Genomic DNA, 15,735 nt, shown 5'->3' on the forward strand with positions numbered 1-15,735 from the left:
TCCTCGGGATCCGCTCAGATCACTCGGCCTCGTCGGCCGCCTTCGCGGTCTTGCGCGTGCGCTTGGGCTTCTTCTCGGCCGCGGGAGCCTCCTCGGCCGGAGCCTCCTCCGCAGCGGGAGCCTCCTCGGCCGGAGCCTCCTCCGCAGCGGGAGCCTCCTCGGCCGCACCAGCCTCGTCGGCCGGAGCCTCCTCCGCGGCAGCCTCTTCGGCCTCGGGCTCGTCGTCGACGGCCGCGAAGTCGCTCACGTCGACCGGGTTGCCCGCGGTGTCGACGACGGACACCTTGCCGAGGACGATCGCGATCGCCTTGTTGCGCGCGACGTCGCCCATGAGAGCCGGCAGCTGGTTGCCCTGCTGGAGCGCCTGCACGAAGTCCTGCGGCGACATGCCGTACTGGCCCGACGCCTGGATGAGGTACTGCGTGAACTCGTCCTGCGAGACCTGCACGTCGAGCTTCTCGGCGATCGCGTCGAAGAGGATCTGCGTGCGGAACTGCTTCTCGCTCGCCTCGGTCACCTCGGCGCGGTGCTCGTCGTCCTCGAGGCGGTTCTCCTGCTCGAGGTGACGGTGCACCTCGTCCTCGATGAGGCTCGCGGGAACCGGGATCTCGACCGCCTCGAGCAGCGTCTCGACGAGCTTGTCGCGCGCGGCGGAGCCCTGCGAGAACGCTCCGCGCGTCGCGGCCGTCTCCTTGAGCGACTCGCGCAGCTCGGCGATCGTGTCGAACTCGCTCGCCATCTGCGCGAAGTCGTCGTCGGCCTCGGGAAGCTCGCGCTCCTTGACCGCCTTGACGGTCACGGCGACCTCGGCCTCCTCGCCCGCGTGGTCTCCACCCACGAGCTTGGAGCGGAACGTGGTCTCCTCGCCGGCGGTGAGCGACTCGACGGCCTCGTCGATGCCGTCGAGCAGCTCGCCCGAGCCGACCTCGTACGACACGCCCTCGGCGCGGTCGATCTCCTGGCCGTCGATCTTGGCGACGAGGTCGAGCTCGACGAAGTCGCCCTTCGCGGCCGGGCGGTCCACGGGGACGAGCGTGCCGAAGCGGGCGCGCAGGCTGTCGAGCTCCTCGTCGATCTTCGCGTCGTCGATCTCGACGGCGTCGACCGTGACGGTGAGGCCCTCGTAGGCGGGGATCTCGAACTCGGGGCGCACGTCGACCTCGACGTCGACGACGAGGTCGCCCGAGAAGTCCTTGTCGCTCGGCCACTCGACGATGTCCGCCTGCGGGCGCCCGAGGATCTTCACGTCGTTCTCGGCGACCGCGGCGCGGAAGAACCCGTCGAGGCCCTCGTTGACGGCGTGCTCGATGACCGCGCCGCGGCCGACGCGCTGGTCGATGATCGGAGCGGGAACCTTGCCCTTGCGGAAGCCGGGGACCTGCACGTCGCGCGCGATGTGCTCGTACGCGTGCTGGATGCTCGGCTTGAGGTCTTCGGGGCTGACCGTGATGTGAAGCTTCACCCGCGTCGGGCTGAGCTTCTCGACGGTGCTGTTCACCATGCTGGTTCGTTTCTCCTTGTGACGGACCCGCACGCCGGTCGCGACGCGGGCTGAGGTCTGGATGGGCCGTTGGTCGGGGCGACAGGATTTGAACCTGCGGCCTCCCGCTCCCAAAGCGGGCGCTCTACCAAGCTGAGCTACGCCCCGCGGATATCCCCGCGCACGGGAACACGAAACGGCCTCGGAAAGTCTAGCCGACCGATCGGGCGGGACTCGCCACCCGGGGCGGCGAGAGAGGAGATGGAGGGGATGACGGGAATCGAACCCGCGTGACCAGTTTGGAAGACTGGGGCTCTACCATTGAGCTACATCCCCGGAACTGCGTCCGGCAGCGTGAACGATCCTATCCCACGCGCGCACGTGCTTCCGACACGGCACGGTCTGAGGTACCTCATCCGGCTCGTCCGGCCCCGGGAATACGGCGTTCTGCCGATGCTCCGGCGCCGCCTCAGGGACGACCGTGGAGTCATGTTCATCGATCCTCTCCACAGCCTCTCCGTCCACCGCGCCGAGATCGAGGAGGCCGAGCGCCGTGCGGCTCGCGAGCGCTCGATCCGCGAGCGACTCGAGGCCGACGCCGCACAGGGCGATCGGATCCCGACTCGGCGAGCATCCCGGGCGCGTCGACTCCTCCCGCGCCTCTCGTCGTGACGTCCGCCGTCCGCCGCGATGTCGACGGTCCGTGTGATGATGACGCGGTGACGATCAGGACCAGTCCGCGCACGGTCGGGCGCGAGAGCGAGCACGCTCAGCTCGTCGCGCTCTTCGAGGCCGCCGAGCGCGGCGAGCCCGCGCTCGCGCTCGTCTCGGGCGAGGCCGGCATCGGCAAGTCGCGGCTCGTCTCCGATCTCGCGGCCGCGGTCGGCGGCCGCGCGCGCGTCCTCGTGGGCCACTGCGTCGACCTCGGTCGCGTCGGCGAGGCGTACACGCCCTTCACCGCCGCGCTGCGGGTGCTCATCGCCGACCTCGGCGTCGACCGCGTGCGCGAGCTGGCGGGCCCCGGGGCCGCCGCCCTCTCGGGCATGGCGCCCGCGCTCGCGAGCGAGGCGGAGCCGACCGGCCAGCAGCCCTACGAGGCGCTCGCCCATCTGCTCGAGACGGCGAGCCGCGAGCAGCCGGTCGTGCTCGTCCTCGAGGACGTGCACTGGATGGACAGGGCGAGCCTCGGCGTGCTCGCCTACCTCGCGCGGGTCTCGCTCGACGCCCGTCTGCTCGTCGTGGCCACGTACCGGCCCGAGGACATCGGCCGCACGCACCCCGCGCGCGATCTGCTCGGCGAGCTGGCGCGCAGCCGTGCCACGACGCGCGTCGAGCTGGGCCGCCTGGACCGCGAGGACGTCCGCGCGCTCGTCGGCGAGCTGACCGGCACGGCGGTCGCGGGGCCGCAGCTCGACGCGATCGCCGCCCGCAGCGACGGCGTGCCCTTCTATCTCGAGGAGCTCGTCGCCGTGGAGGGCTGCGACGACGAGCGCGCCCTCCCCGGCGGCCTGCGGAGCCTGCTGCTCGCGCGGTACGAGCGGCTGTCCGATCCGGCACGAGCGCTTGCGCGCGCTCTCTCGGTCGGCGGGCTGTCCGTCGCGCACGCGCTCCTCGAGAGGGTCGACGGCCTCGACGCGACCGCGCGCGACGCCGCCCTCCGCGAGGCCCTCGACGCGGGCCTCCTCGTCCTCACGGACGACGGCTACGCGTTCCGGCACGCGCTCGTGCGCGAGGCCATCCTCGAGGACGCCCTTCCCGGCGAGCGCGAGCGGCTCCACGAGCGCTACGCCGAGGCGCTCGAGGAGCGTGCCGCATCCGGCGCGCGCGTGGCAGCGGCCGTCGCGCACCACCTGGCGTCGACGCGAGACGCCGCGCGGGCGTTCCCCGCCTCGATCCGCGCGATGCAGGAGGCGCGGGCGAGCTCCGCCTACGCGTCCGCCGCGCAGCACGCCGAGCAGGCGCTCGCGATGTGGGATGCCGTTCCCGACGCCGAGAGCACGGCCGGGATGCCGTGGCTCGAGCTCATGGGGAGGGCCGCGACCTACCTCCGCAACGCCGGCGAGACCGAGCGCAGCATCGCCGTGTCGCGCTCCGCGCTGGCCGCGTGCCCTCCCGATTCCATCCACCACGTCCGCCTCACGCGCAATCTCGCGCGCGCCCTCTCCAACGCCGCCCGTCCGGGCTCCATCGAGGCGTATCGCGACGCCCTCGCGACCGTCGAGCGGATCGGCGGGCACGAGGAGCTGCGCGTCGATCTGCTCATCTCCCTCGCCGGGCGGCTCATGCTGGCCGGCGAGCGCGCCGATGCCCGCCGCCTCGCTCTCGAGGGCGCCGCCGTCGCGGAGCGGCTCGGAGCGACCGCGCTCGTCTCGAACGCGATGAACGTCGCCGGGCTCTGCCTCGCGCACGGCGGCGACCTCGCAGCGGGGTGGGCGGAGCTCGAGCAGGCACGGCAGCTGGCAGGCGACGATCGCGCCGCGCGCCTGCGGTACTGGGTCAACGCGTCGGATCTCGCGCAGCGGGCCGGAGACCCGGATCGCGCGCTCGAGCTCGCGCGGCTCGGGATGGCCGAGGCTCAGGCCTACGGCCTCGAGCGCACCTCGGGCACCGTCCTCGCGTCGAACGCCGCCGACCCGCTCGCGAGCCTCGGCCGGTGGGACGAGGTCGACGCCCTCATCGACCGCGCTCTGGCCGCCTCGCCCCCGTCGGTCAACGTGACGTACCTCGCGGTCGTCCGCGCGTGGTCCCTCGTCTGGCGGGGCGATCTCGCCGCCGCGGCCGCGACGCTCGAACCGCACCGAGCCGTGCTCCGCTCGACCGCCGAGAACGAGATCCAGGCCCTCCTCACCGTGGCGCGCGTCGACATGGAGCTCGCGCTCGCGGACGGGCGGCCCGAGGTCTCGTGGGACGCGGCGGCGGGCGTGCGGGCCGTGCCCGTGGAGCGACTCGCGCTGAACTCGGGCAACGCGGTGCCGCTGGCCTGGTCGTTCGCCCGCGTCGCGCGTCTCGCCGGAAGGCGCGGCGGACACGCGTTCGGGCAGGAGGCTGGCCGGCTCGCCGAGCGCCTGATCGACCAGTTCGCGGGCTGGCCGACGCACGGCGTGTGGAGTGCGCTCACCCGCGCCGAGCTCGCCGACGACGAGCCGTCATGGCGCGCGGCCGCGGCAGCAGCGGAGGGCCGCGAGGCGCCGGTCGGGCTGCTGCCCTACGCGCTCGCCCAGCAGGTGCGGGCACGGGTCGAGGCCGGAGACCGCGCGGGCGCCCGGGCTCTCGTTCCGTCCGCACGCGCGGCCGCGCGCGAACGCGGCGTCCTCGGCGTCCTGCGCGACCTGGATGCACTGGCCGACGAGGCCGGTCTCCAGGGACGCGACGGGCACGCCGATCCGGTGCTCACGGCGCGCGAGCTCCAGGTCCTCGAGCTCGTCGCCGAGGGCCTCAGCAACGGCCAGATCGGGCAGCGCCTGTTCATCAGCACGAAGACCGTCAGCGTGCACGTCTCCGCGATCCTCCGCAAGCTCGGAGCGGCGACGCGCACGGAGGCCGCACACCGGGCGGCCGACCTGCTCGGCGCGACCGCGCCCTGATCAGCGCTCGCCGTCGCGGAGCGCCGCCTCATGGCGCGCCGCGTGCGCGAGGTAGTTCTCGGCGTTCCGGAGGAGTCCGGCGACCTCCTCGTCCGTGAGTGCGCGGCGGACCTTCGCGGGCACTCCCGCGACAAGACTCCGCGGCGGCACGACCGTGCCCTCGAGCACGACCGCTCCCCCGGCGACGAGGCACTCGGCCCCGATCTCGGCGCCCTGCAGCACGACGGCGCCCATGCCGATGAGCGACCGGTCGCCGATGCGGCAGCCGTGCACCACGGCGTTGTGCCCGACCGACACGTCGTCGCCGATCTCGGTGTCGAAGCCGCCGCCGACGTGCACCGAGACGCTGTCCTGGAGGTTGCTGCGCGCGCCCACGCGGATGGCGCCGGTGTCGCCCCGGAGGACAGCGTTGTACCAGACGCTCGTCTGAGGGCCGAGCACGACGTCGCCGACGACGCGCGCTCCGTCGGCGAGGAACGCATCGGGCGGGACGACCGGCCGCACGCCGTCGAGAGGCAGGACCGTGGCACGGGGCGAGACGCTCATGGTCCGACGATACGTCCGCGCGCTCCCTCTCGCTTTCGATGCCAGGTTCGGCAAGCCTAACTTTCGCCCGATCATCTGCGATTTAGCCGAGCCTCTGCTTGCTTGCGGAATGCCAGCCGACGAGTAGCGTTGTCTTCAGCGACAGGGCGCGACACGCGCCCGGCAAGACGAAGGAGAATCCTCATGAGCGACGCACAGACCATCTCCGCGACCGCCGCCGACCCGACCGTCGCCGCCGGCTCGGCCCAGTTCCTCTCTCCCGTCGTCCTCGGCCTCCAGGCTCTCGGCGTCAACGGCAAGCAGGCGCACTGGCACGTGCGCGGCGCCAACTTCATCGGCGTGCACGAGTTCCTCGACACGCTCGTCGACCACGTGCAGGAGTGGGCGGACCTCGCCGCCGAGCGCATCGTGGCCCTGGGCCTCCCCATCGACGCGCGCCTCGCCGCCGTCGCCGGCAAGGTCCCGACCACCGGCGCGCCCGCGGGCTTCGCCCAGTCGGACGCCGTCATCCGCGGCATCGTCTCCGACATCGACGCCGTTCTGGCCGACCTCCAGGCCGCCATCGACGGTCTCGACGAGGTCGACCTCACGAGCCAGGACGTCGCCATCGAGATCAAGGCGGGCCTCGAGAAGGACCGCTGGTTCCTCGTGGCGCACATCGCCGAGTGACCCTCGCTCTCCTCGTCAGAAGGCCTCGCTCCGCTCGGAGCGAGGCCTTCGACGTGTCACGGCGCGGTGGGCGCGCGGCTCCCTAGCCGAGGTGCGTGAGGCGCCCGTCGACGAGAGTCGCGTGCACCGGCATGGCACGCAGCGCGTCGGCTCCCGAAGTCAGCGGGTCGTGCCCGACGAGTGCCAGGTCAGCCGGCTCGCCGGGCAGGACCCGCGCCGGATCCGCCGTGCCGCCGTCGGTCGAGGCGGCGAGAGCCGTGCGGGCGTCGAGAGCCTGATCGACCCGCCAGGGCTCGCTCGCGTCGCGGGTGCGGAAGACCGCGGCGGCCATCTGGACCCACGGGTCGAGGGGCGAGACCGGCGCGTCGGACCCGAGCAGCAGGCAGGCTCCGGCCTCGACCAGCTCGCGGAGCGGATAGGCGACCGCCGTCTGCGCAGCCCACTCGACGGCGGCGAGCTCGCGATCGTCGAGGGCATGCTCGGGCTGCACGCTGGCCTCGACGCCGAGGCGGGCGAACCGCGCGATGTCGGTGCGCGCGACGAGCTGGACGTGCTCGATGCGCCCGGGCACGTCGGCGGCCGCGAACGCGTCGAGCGCGTGCCGGGCCGCGACGTCTCCGATCGCGTGGATCGTCGTCGCGATGCCCGCGCTCGCGGCGCGCGCCACGAGCTCGATGAGCGCGCGCGGCTCGACGTTCAGGCGCCCGCGGCTGACGCCGTCGGCGTACGGGGCGCTCGTCGCGGCTGTCCGCGTGCCCAGCGACCCGTCGGAGATGACCTTGAGCATCCCGAAGGACACGCGGTCCGACCCGTCGAGCGCCTCGCCGGTCGACAGCCCCTCGGAGATCGCCCGGTCCAGGTCGTCGGGATACACGTCGAAGCGCACGCGGACGCGCTCGTCGCCCCGCGCCATCCGCCGTCGCCACCGGTCGGCGTTCCACCCGATCTCGAGGTCCTGCACGCCGACGACGCCCCTCGCGGCCGCGGCCGCGAGCATCCGGTCCAGCGCGGCGTCCTCGTCCTCCGGGGCGAGCTGCTTGAGACGCTGCTCGACGAGGAAGGCGGCGCCCTCGCGCACGAGACCCGCGACGTCGGCCGCGAGGCCCTCACGCCGCGCGGCGGCCGAGTTCAGCCAGACGCCGTGGAGATCGGAGCTCACGAGATAGGTCGGGATGTCGCCGGTCACCTCGTCGAGGAGGCCCAGGTCGGCGGCATCCGACCAGAGGCCGTCACGCAGGCGCGCGACGACCCGGCGCCCGTCTGCTCGGACCGGGGCGGCCGCGGCCGCGCGCGCGGCCTCCTCGGCGGACGCGGCGTGCTCGACCGACGGCGTGCCCTGCGCGAGCGCGCACTCGAGCGTGTGGACGTGATGGTCCCAGAGGCCGGGGACGAGCCATCCGCCCGCGCCGTCGAGCACCGCGCCGCTTCGGCGGATCGCGCCAGCGGGCGCGATGTCGGCGATCCGTCCGTCCGCGAGCCACACGTCGTACACGCCGTCGACGTCGTACTCGGGGTGGGCGAGCAGCTCGCGCCCCTCGCCCCCGATGCGGACATCTGCAATGACGTCGACCCGGTCGCCTTGGCTCAGCGCTGGCATGTCGGGCACCAGTAGAGCTTGCGCGCCTGCATCTCCTCGAGCACGATCTCCGTGCCGCAGACCCGGCAGGGCAGGCCCGCGCGGTGGTAGACCCAGTGGCGGTCGTCCCTGCTCGCCATCGCGCGACGCCAGGCGTCGCCCTCGAGCCCGTCCATGGTCATCATCTGCCCCGTCTCGACGCCGATGCGCAGGAGCACGACCCAGTCGCGCCACAGCCTGCGCACCGTCTCCTCGGGGATGTCCTTCCCCGGCGTGTGCGGGTCGAGCCCCGCGCGGAAGAGCATCTCAGCGCGGTAGACGTTGCCGATGCCGCTCACGACCGACTGGTCCATGAGCAGCTGGCCGATCGCGACATTCCGGCGGCGGACCGCCGCAAGGAAGCGCTCCTCGCCCTCACCGACGTCGCCGACGAGCGGGTCGGGGCCGAGCTTGGCGATCACGCGGGCGATCTCGTCCGGCCGCTGCACGACGCATGCGGTGGGTCCGCGGAGGTCCGCGCAGGTCGTCTCCGTGAGCAGGCGGACGCGCACCTGGCCGACGACGGGCGGCGGCCACTCGGCGTCGGAGGCGGCCAGGCCGTCCGGCTCGTCGAGCCCTCGCGTCTGCTCGGACATCCGCACGTGCACGCGCGTGCGACGCGGGGCGCCGATCGACGCGAGGGAGTTCTCGCCGGCGTCGTCGAACACGCGGTCGGCGTCGGAGAGGTCGGTGCCGCGCTGATTCGTCTGCCCCATCCGCCCGTTCGCGGACGCGATCGTCGGGTCGACGAGGATCTCGCCGGCGAAGTCCCACGCTCCGTACAGGCCGAGGTGCACGCGCAGCCAGACATCCTCGTCGAACTCGAGGAACATCTGCTTGCCGACCGCCTCGGCGCGCGTCATCGTGCGACCGTCGAGGATGGCCGCACCCTCCGCGAAGCGCCCCTGCGGGCTCGTCGCCCCGACCGGGCGGCCGACGAAGTTGCGCGCGAACTGCCGCGTGATCCGGTGGACGGAATGACCCTCGGGCATCCGCTAGGACATCGTGCGCGGAGCGGGCCCGTCGACGAGGGCGCCGTCGCGCTCGTAGGCGCCGATCTGCGCGATCCGGCGGACGTGACGCTCGTCGTTCGAGAACGGCGTCTGGATGAAGCGGTCGATGAAGCGCGTGACGTCCTCGAACGTGTGCTGGCGCGCGCCGATGGCGATGACGTTCGCGTCGTTGTGCTCGCGCGCGAGCTCGGCGGTCGAGAGGTTCCACACGAGCGCCGCGCGGATGCCCTCGACCTTGTTCGCCGCGATCTGCTCGCCGTTGCCCGAGCCGCCGAAGACGACGCCGAGCGCGGGGACGCCGGCGCGCTGGTCGTCGACGACCGCCTGCGCCGCGCGGATGCAGAACGCGGGGTAGTCGTCGAGCGGGTCGTACTCGACCGGCCCGTGGTCGACGACCTCGTGGCCCTGGGAGGCGAGGTGGTGCTGCAGCTGGGTCGAGAACTCGAGACCCGCGTGATCGGTCGCGATGTGGATGCGCATGGAGACGATTCTCCCCTACCTGCGGGGGTGCCCGTGCACGGTCAGGGCGCGACGCCCGCCGCGGCCGGCAGGAAGCCCAGCCGCGCGTTCTCGCAGTCGCCGGGGCGCGCCACGTCGTACCAGGGCCCCAGGTCGGTCAGGTGCGGCCGCTCGCTCGCGGGCGTTCCGTGCAGGCGCTCCTCCACGAGGTCGACGAGACCCGCCACGAACGCCGGATGCGTGCCGGGCGTGCGCGTGCGGACCGCGCGGATGCCGGCCTCCGCGGCCGACGCCATCGCCTCGTTGTCGAGGTCCCAGAGGACCTCCATGTGGTCGCTCACGAAGCCGAGCGGCACGATCGCGACGGCCTCGACACCCTGCGCGGGCAGCCCGGCGATCACGTCGTTGACGTCGGGCTCGAGCCACGGCTGCGACGCGGGGCCCGATCGCGACTGGAAGACGAGGTCCCATCCGGTCCTCGCTGCGGCCGGGATCTCGTCGGCGAGGCGCTGCATGATGTGCGCCGCCACGGCCCGGTGCTGCGCCGCGTACGCTCCCCCCTCGGGCCAGGAGCGATCGCGCGGACCGGAGCGGTCGGCGTCGGCGGTCGGGATCGAGTGCGTCGAGAACAGCACGCGCACCGCCCCGGCGCCCACCCCGTCCGCGAGGAACCCGGCGACCGCGTCGCGCACGCCCTCGTAGAAGGGCTCGACGAAGCCGGGGTGGTCGAAGAACAGGCGCACCTTGTCGATCGTCACGGGGTCGTCCCCCGTTCCCAGGCCCGTCTCGGCGAGGACGCGTGCGTAGTCCTCGCGGTACTGACGGTCGCTCGAGTACGAGCTGTAGGCGCTCGTGGCGATCGCGAGCAGGGTGCGGTGCCCGTCGGCGTGAGCGGCCCGAACGGCGTCATCGAGGTACGGCGCCCAGTTGCGGTTGCCCCAGTAGACCGGCAGGTCGAGGCCCCGCCGGGCGATCTCGGCCTCCAGCGCGGCCTTGAGCGCGCGGTTCTGGGCGTTGATCGGGCTCACGCCGCCGAAGTGGCGGTAGTGGACGGCGACCTCCTCGAGACGCTCGTCGGGGATCCCCCTGCCGTGCGTCACGTTGCGCAGGAAGGGGATGACGTCGTCCTGCCCCTCGGGGCCGCCGAAGCTCGAGAGCACGATCGCGTCGTAGGCGACGGGGGCCTCGACGAACGGGTCTCCCCCGGCCGCGGCCGGGGAGGCGAAGGGGACCGCTGACTGCGTCGGGGGGCTGCTCGTCGTCACCCCTCCATCTTCGCACCCGCGTAGAAATCAGGGTGTTCAGGCGGCGTTCAGGGTCCCGTCACGGGCGGTCCCGCCGCGATTCCCGTGAGCGGAGCCCGTCGAGCACGTAGGCTGTTCAGGTTGCCGCAGGCGTCACCCGCGCGCCCGGAGATCTTTCGTCCCCTACCCCATGGGAGTGAAACAGTGCCTGGAGAGAACCTCACCCGCGTCGAGGCGCAGGAGCGCCGCGCGATCGTCGAGACGCAGACGTACGAGATCGCGCTCGACCTGACCAAGGGCGCAGAGGTGTTCGGATCGCGCAGCGTGGTGCGATTCGCCGCGACGCCGGGAGCGAGCACCTTCATCGACCTCATCGCGCGCGACGTGCGGGAGATCACCCTGAACGGCCGCGAGATCGACCCGTCATCCGCCTACGCCGACGCGCGCATCCGACTCGACGACCTGGAGGCCGAGAACGAGCTCGTCGTCGACGCCGACTGCCTGTACACGAACACGGGCGAGGGCCTCCACCGCTTCGTCGACCCCGTCGACGGCGAGGTGTACCTCTATTCCCAGTTCGAGGTGCCGGACTCGCGGCGCGTCTTCGCGGTGTTCGAGCAGCCCGACCTCAAGGCGACGTTCCAGTTCACGGTGACCGCGCCGGCGTCGTGGAAGGTCGTGTCGAACCAGCCCACGCCCGAGCCCATCCCGCACGACGACGGCGTCAACGCGACGTGGGGCTTCGAGCCCACCCCGCGCATCTCGTCCTACATCACGGCGCTCATCGCGGGCCCGTACGAGGAGACCCGCTCGGAGCTGACGTCGGCGTCCGGCCGCGTCATCCCGCTGGGCATCTTCGCCCGCAAGAGCCTGTGGCAGCACATGGACGCCGACTACGTCTTCGAGAAGACCCGTCAGGGCTTCGCGTACTTCGAGGAGAAGTTCGGATACCCGTACCCGTTCGCGAAGTACGACCAGCTCTTCGTCCCCGAGTTCAACGCGGGCGCGATGGAGAACGCGGGAGCGGTCACCTTCACCGAGACGTACGTGTTCCGCAGCAAGGTCACCGACGCCGTGAGGGAGCGTCGCGTCGTCACGATCCTGCACGAGCTGGCTCACATGTGGTTCGGCGACCTCGTGACCATGAAGTGGTGGAACGACCTGTGGCTCAACGAGTCGTTCGCCGAGTGGGCGTCGACGATCGCCACGGCCGAGGCCACCGAGTGGACCGAGGCGTGGACGACGTTCAACGCCATGGAGAAGACCTGGGCGTACCGCCAGGATCAGCTCCCCTCGACGCATCCGATCGTCGCCGAGATCAACGACCTCGAGGATGTCCAGGTCAACTTCGACGGGATCACGTACGCCAAGGGCGGCTCGGTCCTCAAGCAGCTGGCCGCGTGGGTCGGCATCGACGCGTTCTTCCAGGGCGTCGGCGCCTACTTCCAGAAGCACGCGTACGGGAACACCACCCTCTCCGACCTCCTCGTCGAGCTCGAGAAGACGAGCGGCCGCGACCTCGCCCCGTGGTCTCGCAAGTGGCTCGAGACGGCAGGCGTCAACACGCTCTCCCCCGTCGTCGACGACGACCACGACGGCCGCATCACGCGCTTCGCGATCACGCAGACGGCCCCGGCGGACTACCCGACCATCCGCCCGCACCGCCTCGGCATCGGCTTCTACGACCTGCAGGACGGCGCCCTGACGCGCACGCACAGCGTCGAGATCGACGTGGACGGCGACCTCACCGAGGTGCCGCAGCTCAAGGGCATGCGCCGCCCCGCCCTCGTCCTCCTCAACGACGGAGACCTCGCCTACGCGAAGATCCGCCTCGACGACCGCAGCCTCGCGACGGCGATCGACCACCTCGCCGACATCGCGGACCCGCTCGCGCGCTCGCTCGTCTGGGGCGCCGCGTGGGATCAGACGCGCGACGCCGAGACCGCGGCGAGCGACTACGTCGACCTCGTCCTGCGCAACATCGGCCGCGAGACCGAGTCGACGACCATCCGCACGACCCTCACGCAGCTCCAGCTCGCGGCGAACAGCTACGTCGCACCCGAGACGCGCACCGAGACGCGCCGCAAGGTCGCCGACGGCCTGTGGGCGCTCCTGCAGGACGCCGAGCCCGGCAGCGACCTCCAACTGCAGCTGACGACGGCCTTCGCCTCCGCCGCCTCCGAGCCCGCGCACTGGGATCGGGTCCGCGCGCTGCGCGACGGCGAGATCGTGCTCGAGGGACTCGAGATCGACACCGACCTCTCGTGGCAGCTGCTCGTCTCGCTCGCCGCCGGCGGCCGCGCCGACGACGCGGCGATCGACGCGGCACTGGCCGCCGACAACACGGCCAAGGGCGCCGAGTCCGCGGCCCAGGCGCGCGCCGCGCTCCCGACGGCCGAGGGGAAGGCCGCCGCGTGGGCGTCGCTCATCGACAGCGACGCGCTTCCCAACACCGTCGTCCGCTCGGCGGCGCTCGGGTTCGTCCACCCCGCGACGCGCGACCAGCTCGAGCCGTTCGTCGAGAAGTACTTCGAGATGCTGATCCCCGTGTGGGAGTCCCGCACGTTCCAGATCGCGTCGTACCTCATCGAGCTGCTGTACCCCGCGCCGCTCGCGAACGCCGACCTGCGCAAGGCGACGCGCGCGTGGCTCGGCGAGCACGCCGATGCGCCCGCCGCGCTGCGCCGGATCGTCGCCGAGAACCTCGCCGGCGTCGAGCGCGCGATCGCCGCGCAGGAGCGCGACGCCGAGTAGCCCCCGCTCACAGCGAGCCCCGGTGCGATCCAGAGGATCCACCGGGGCTCGCGCCGTACGATCGAGGTGATGATGACGCCCACGAACGTGAACGACCTCGCCGACCCGGACTTCTGGCAGCAGATCCTCGCCGCCCTCGGCGCGTTCGGTCTGAGACTCATCGGAGCCGTCGGCGCCGTCCTCGCGTGCGTGATCGTCGCGTGGATCCTCCGCCTCGTCATCCGACGCGTCGTGAAGCGCATCGTCGAGGGCGCGAAGAGCAAGGCGAAGGTCGACGACACGCGCGCGCTCGAGCGGTCGCCGCTCGCATCCGTGCGCGTCGTGCAGCGCACGCGCACGCTCGGCTCGATCCTCACGAACGTCGTCAACATCGCGATGGTCGTCGTCGCGCTCGTCCTCGTCGCCTCGATCCTCGTGCCGAACGTGCTGGCGTCGCTCTCGCTGCTCACCGCCGCTGTCGGCGCGGGCCTCGGCTTCGGCGCGCAGAACATCGTCAAGGACGTCCTCAACGGCATCTTCATCGTCGCGGAGGACCAGATCGGCATCGGCGACGTCGTCGACCTCGGCCTCGCGACCGGTGTCGTGGAGTTCGTCAGCGTGCGCATCACGCACGTCCGCGACGTCAACGGGGTGCTCTGGTACGTCCGCAACGGCGAGATCACGCGCATCGGCAACATGACCCAGGGATGGTCGCGGGTCGTCCTCGACCTGACCCTCCCGAAGGACATCGTGATCGAGGATGTCGAGAGCCTCATCGCCGACACCTCGCTCGGACTCGCGCACGATCCGCGCTGGCGCTCGCGCGTCATCGGCGAGCCGGAGGTCTGGGGCCTCGAGTCGCTCGAGGGCGAGACCCTCGTCGTCCGCCTCGTGATCAAGGCCAAGCCGACCGCGAAGGACGACGTCGCGCGCGAACTGCGCGAGCGCCTGCGCGCGGTCCTCCTCACCGAGGGCATCGACGTCACGGGCATCGCCCGCGCGACGCTCGAGGGCGCGGAGGGCGCCCTCCGCGTGCGCGGGGCGAACCCGCCGACGATCACGAGCGAGCTCCCCGAGAGGCCGACGTGGCGACCGCGACGGCGCGACGAGAAGAGCCCGACGGCGCCCGCGGGGCGCCAGGAGGGCGGACAGGACGAGGAAGAGGGAGCCGACACGTGAGCGAGCCGAAGAGCCTGCGCCCCCTCGGCGTGGGGACGTTCTACGAGCAGGTCGGCGGGCGCCCGACATTCCAGAGGCTCGTCGCCGCCTTCTACCGCGGCGTCGCGGACGACGAGGTGCTGAAGCCGATGTACCCCGAGGAGGACCTGGGCCCCGCCGAGGAGCGCCTGCTGCTCTTCCTCGAGCAGTACTGGGGCGGTCCGACGACGTACAGCGAGACCCGAGGCCACCCGCGCCTGCGCATGCGCCACGTCGGGTTCCACATCGACCCCGAGGCGCGCGACCGATGGCTGGCCCACATGCGCGCAGCCGTCGACGAGCTCGGCCTGTCGCCGGTCCACGAGGCGACGCTCTGGGACTACCTCGAGCGCGCCGCGCACGCCATGGTGAACACGTTCGAGCCCCAGCCCGGACGCTGACGGGTCAGCGCTCCCGGCTCAGCGCGCGCCCGTCTCCCGGACCGGCGTGAGGCCGACCGCCGCGGGCCCGCGGGTGAGGATGTGACCCCGCTCGAGCGTCACGCGGGTCCAGCGGCCCGCGGTCGACACGCGCGCCTCCTCCTCGCCGCCGATGAACCCGAACGAGAACGCGGCGAACGCGACGCCCCGCGGCAGACCGCCGAGCTCCTCGTCCGGCTCGCCCCAGACGCTGCCGCGCACCTGGCGGACGACGTCCTCCCCCGGCTGGTCCGGGAGCGCGTGCGCGACCGCGGCGATGCCCCACTGCGCGCGGCTCGCGAGCGACGCGGCGGCGATGCCGCCCGTGCGGGTCCAGCCGCCGCGAGGCGGCGACACCCCTGCCCACGCGGGCGCGAGCGCGGTGTCGGGCAGCGCGAGGGCGCGGGGGTCCTCGGTCTCCGTGAGCGACGCCACGGTGAGGTCGCACTGCAGCTCGGGATCGGCTCGCAGGACCCGCATCGCGAGGACGGTCGGCGTGCGGTCGAGCAGTCCCTGAGGCGCCAGCGCGGCCGAGGACATGACGAGGACGCCCTCCGACGCCTGCAGCCGCACGCCCTCGTCCCCGATGCGGGAAGCGCGACCGGCGAAGGTCAGCGCATCGCGGGCGGTCTGGTCGTCGGCGAGCACGAGGCGAGCGGTCACCCGCTCTAAACTAGCAAGGCACGCCTCGGCTGCGTGCGCTCGCGCTCACGAGGCGCGGGCGGAGCGGCGAACGGAGACCCGAGTGACCATCGACGCACGGACCGACGACCCCG

The 15,735-nt window shown here is 72.6% G+C and carries 13 protein-coding genes and 2 tRNA genes; 6 read left to right on the forward strand and 9 right to left on the reverse strand.

Annotated elements, in window-relative coordinates; all coding sequences use genetic code 11:
• Nucleotides 1-19 precede the first annotated feature (19 nt).
• From tig to M1D56_RS09060, 3 genes are all read right to left on the reverse strand, one after another.
• Nucleotides 20-1,501: a trigger factor gene (gene tig, locus M1D56_RS09050; protein ID WP_456283324.1), complete on the reverse strand. Its 1,482-nt coding sequence runs from the start codon at nucleotides 1,499-1,501 to the stop codon at nucleotides 20-22.
• Nucleotides 1,502-1,571: 70 nt separating this feature from the next.
• Nucleotides 1,572-1,648, reverse strand: a tRNA-Pro gene (locus M1D56_RS09055).
• 94 nt (nucleotides 1,649-1,742) lie between these two features.
• Nucleotides 1,743-1,816 (reverse strand) — tRNA-Gly (locus M1D56_RS09060).
• Nucleotides 1,817-1,969: 153 nt separating this feature from the next.
• Here M1D56_RS09060 and M1D56_RS09065 point away from each other — a divergent pair.
• Nucleotides 1,970-2,152, forward strand: coding sequence for a hypothetical protein (locus tag M1D56_RS09065; RefSeq protein WP_271172028.1), 183 nt, complete (start codon nucleotides 1,970-1,972; stop codon nucleotides 2,150-2,152).
• A 47-nt stretch (nucleotides 2,153-2,199) separates the two neighbouring features.
• Complete coding sequence (locus M1D56_RS09070; RefSeq protein ID WP_456283326.1) at nucleotides 2,200-5,064, forward strand: helix-turn-helix transcriptional regulator; 2,865 nt, start codon at nucleotides 2,200-2,202, stop codon at nucleotides 5,062-5,064.
• Here the strand turns inward: M1D56_RS09070 and M1D56_RS09075 are convergent, their stop codons facing one another.
• The gene (locus M1D56_RS09075; protein WP_271172030.1) at nucleotides 5,065-5,610 is read right to left on the reverse strand and encodes a gamma carbonic anhydrase family protein; all 546 of its coding nucleotides are present in this window, start codon (nucleotides 5,608-5,610) and stop codon (nucleotides 5,065-5,067) included.
• 183 nt (nucleotides 5,611-5,793) lie between these two features.
• Here M1D56_RS09075 and M1D56_RS09080 point away from each other — a divergent pair, with 183 nt between their 5' ends.
• Nucleotides 5,794-6,279: a Dps family protein gene (locus M1D56_RS09080; protein WP_271172031.1), complete on the forward strand. Its 486-nt coding sequence runs from the start codon at nucleotides 5,794-5,796 to the stop codon at nucleotides 6,277-6,279.
• Nucleotides 6,280-6,361: 82 nt separating this feature from the next.
• Here the strand turns inward: M1D56_RS09080 and M1D56_RS09085 are convergent, their stop codons facing one another.
• From M1D56_RS09085 to M1D56_RS09100, 4 genes are read right to left on the reverse strand one after another with little or no spacing between them, the layout of a single operon-like run.
• Nucleotides 6,362-7,876 (reverse strand): amidohydrolase, encoded by a 1,515-nt coding sequence (locus M1D56_RS09085; protein WP_456285223.1) that lies wholly within the window; start codon nucleotides 7,874-7,876, stop codon nucleotides 6,362-6,364.
• Nucleotides 7,864-8,886 carry an Fpg/Nei family DNA glycosylase gene (locus M1D56_RS09090; RefSeq protein WP_456283327.1) on the reverse strand — a complete coding sequence of 341 codons (1,023 nt, stop codon included), beginning with the start codon at nucleotides 8,884-8,886 and terminating at the stop codon, nucleotides 7,864-7,866. The genes M1D56_RS09085 and M1D56_RS09090 overlap by 13 nt, the downstream gene beginning before the upstream one ends.
• A 3-nt stretch (nucleotides 8,887-8,889) precedes the next feature.
• A complete protein-coding gene (locus M1D56_RS09095; protein ID WP_456283328.1) occupies nucleotides 8,890-9,387 on the reverse strand; it encodes a ribose-5-phosphate isomerase in 498 nt (165 codons plus the stop codon).
• A 41-nt stretch (nucleotides 9,388-9,428) separates the two neighbouring features.
• Nucleotides 9,429-10,631, reverse strand: coding sequence for a ferrochelatase (locus M1D56_RS09100; protein WP_456283330.1), 1,203 nt, complete (start codon nucleotides 10,629-10,631; stop codon nucleotides 9,429-9,431).
• Nucleotides 10,632-10,814: 183 nt separating this feature from the next.
• Here M1D56_RS09100 and pepN point away from each other — a divergent pair, with 183 nt between their 5' ends.
• From pepN to M1D56_RS09115, 3 genes are all read left to right on the forward strand, one after another.
• The gene (pepN, locus tag M1D56_RS09105; RefSeq protein WP_456283331.1) at nucleotides 10,815-13,364 is read left to right on the forward strand and encodes an aminopeptidase N; all 2,550 of its coding nucleotides are present in this window, start codon (nucleotides 10,815-10,817) and stop codon (nucleotides 13,362-13,364) included.
• 69 nt (nucleotides 13,365-13,433) lie between these two features.
• Nucleotides 13,434-14,522 carry a mechanosensitive ion channel family protein gene (locus M1D56_RS09110; RefSeq protein ID WP_456283332.1) on the forward strand — a complete coding sequence of 363 codons (1,089 nt, stop codon included), beginning with the start codon at nucleotides 13,434-13,436 and terminating at the stop codon, nucleotides 14,520-14,522.
• On the forward strand, nucleotides 14,519-14,941 hold the full coding sequence (locus tag M1D56_RS09115; protein ID WP_271172037.1) for a globin: 423 nt from the start codon (nucleotides 14,519-14,521) through the stop codon (nucleotides 14,939-14,941). Before M1D56_RS09110 ends, M1D56_RS09115 begins: the two co-directional genes overlap by 4 nt.
• Nucleotides 14,942-14,959: 18 nt before the next feature.
• Here the strand turns inward: M1D56_RS09115 and M1D56_RS09120 are convergent, their stop codons facing one another.
• Nucleotides 14,960-15,622, reverse strand: a complete 663-nt coding sequence (locus M1D56_RS09120) for a hypothetical protein (RefSeq protein ID WP_271172038.1) — start codon at nucleotides 15,620-15,622, stop codon at nucleotides 14,960-14,962.
• Nucleotides 15,623-15,735 lie beyond the last annotated feature (113 nt).

The sequence above is a fragment of the Microbacterium sp. JZ101 genome (assembly GCF_053903175.1).

Excerpts from the sequence above, each read along its gene's own strand:
- tig (WP_456283324.1), bottom strand. The coding sequence starts at position 1,501 with ATGGTGAACAGCACCGTCGAGAAGCTCAGCCCGACGCGGGTGAAGCTT.
- M1D56_RS09065 (WP_271172028.1), top strand. The coding sequence starts at position 1,970 with ATGTTCATCGATCCTCTCCACAGCCTCTCCGTCCACCGCGCCGAGATC.
- M1D56_RS09075 (WP_271172030.1), bottom strand. The coding sequence starts at position 5,610 with ATGAGCGTCTCGCCCCGTGCCACGGTCCTGCCTCTCGACGGCGTGCGG.
- M1D56_RS09080 (WP_271172031.1), top strand. The coding sequence starts at position 5,794 with ATGAGCGACGCACAGACCATCTCCGCGACCGCCGCCGACCCGACCGTC.
- M1D56_RS09085 (WP_456285223.1), bottom strand. The coding sequence starts at position 7,876 with ATGCCAGCGCTGAGCCAAGGCGACCGGGTCGACGTCATTGCAGATGTC.
- M1D56_RS09090 (WP_456283327.1), bottom strand. The coding sequence starts at position 8,886 with ATGCCCGAGGGTCATTCCGTCCACCGGATCACGCGGCAGTTCGCGCGC.
- M1D56_RS09095 (WP_456283328.1), bottom strand. The coding sequence starts at position 9,387 with ATGCGCATCCACATCGCGACCGATCACGCGGGTCTCGAGTTCTCGACC.
- M1D56_RS09110 (WP_456283332.1), top strand. The coding sequence starts at position 13,434 with ATGATGACGCCCACGAACGTGAACGACCTCGCCGACCCGGACTTCTGG.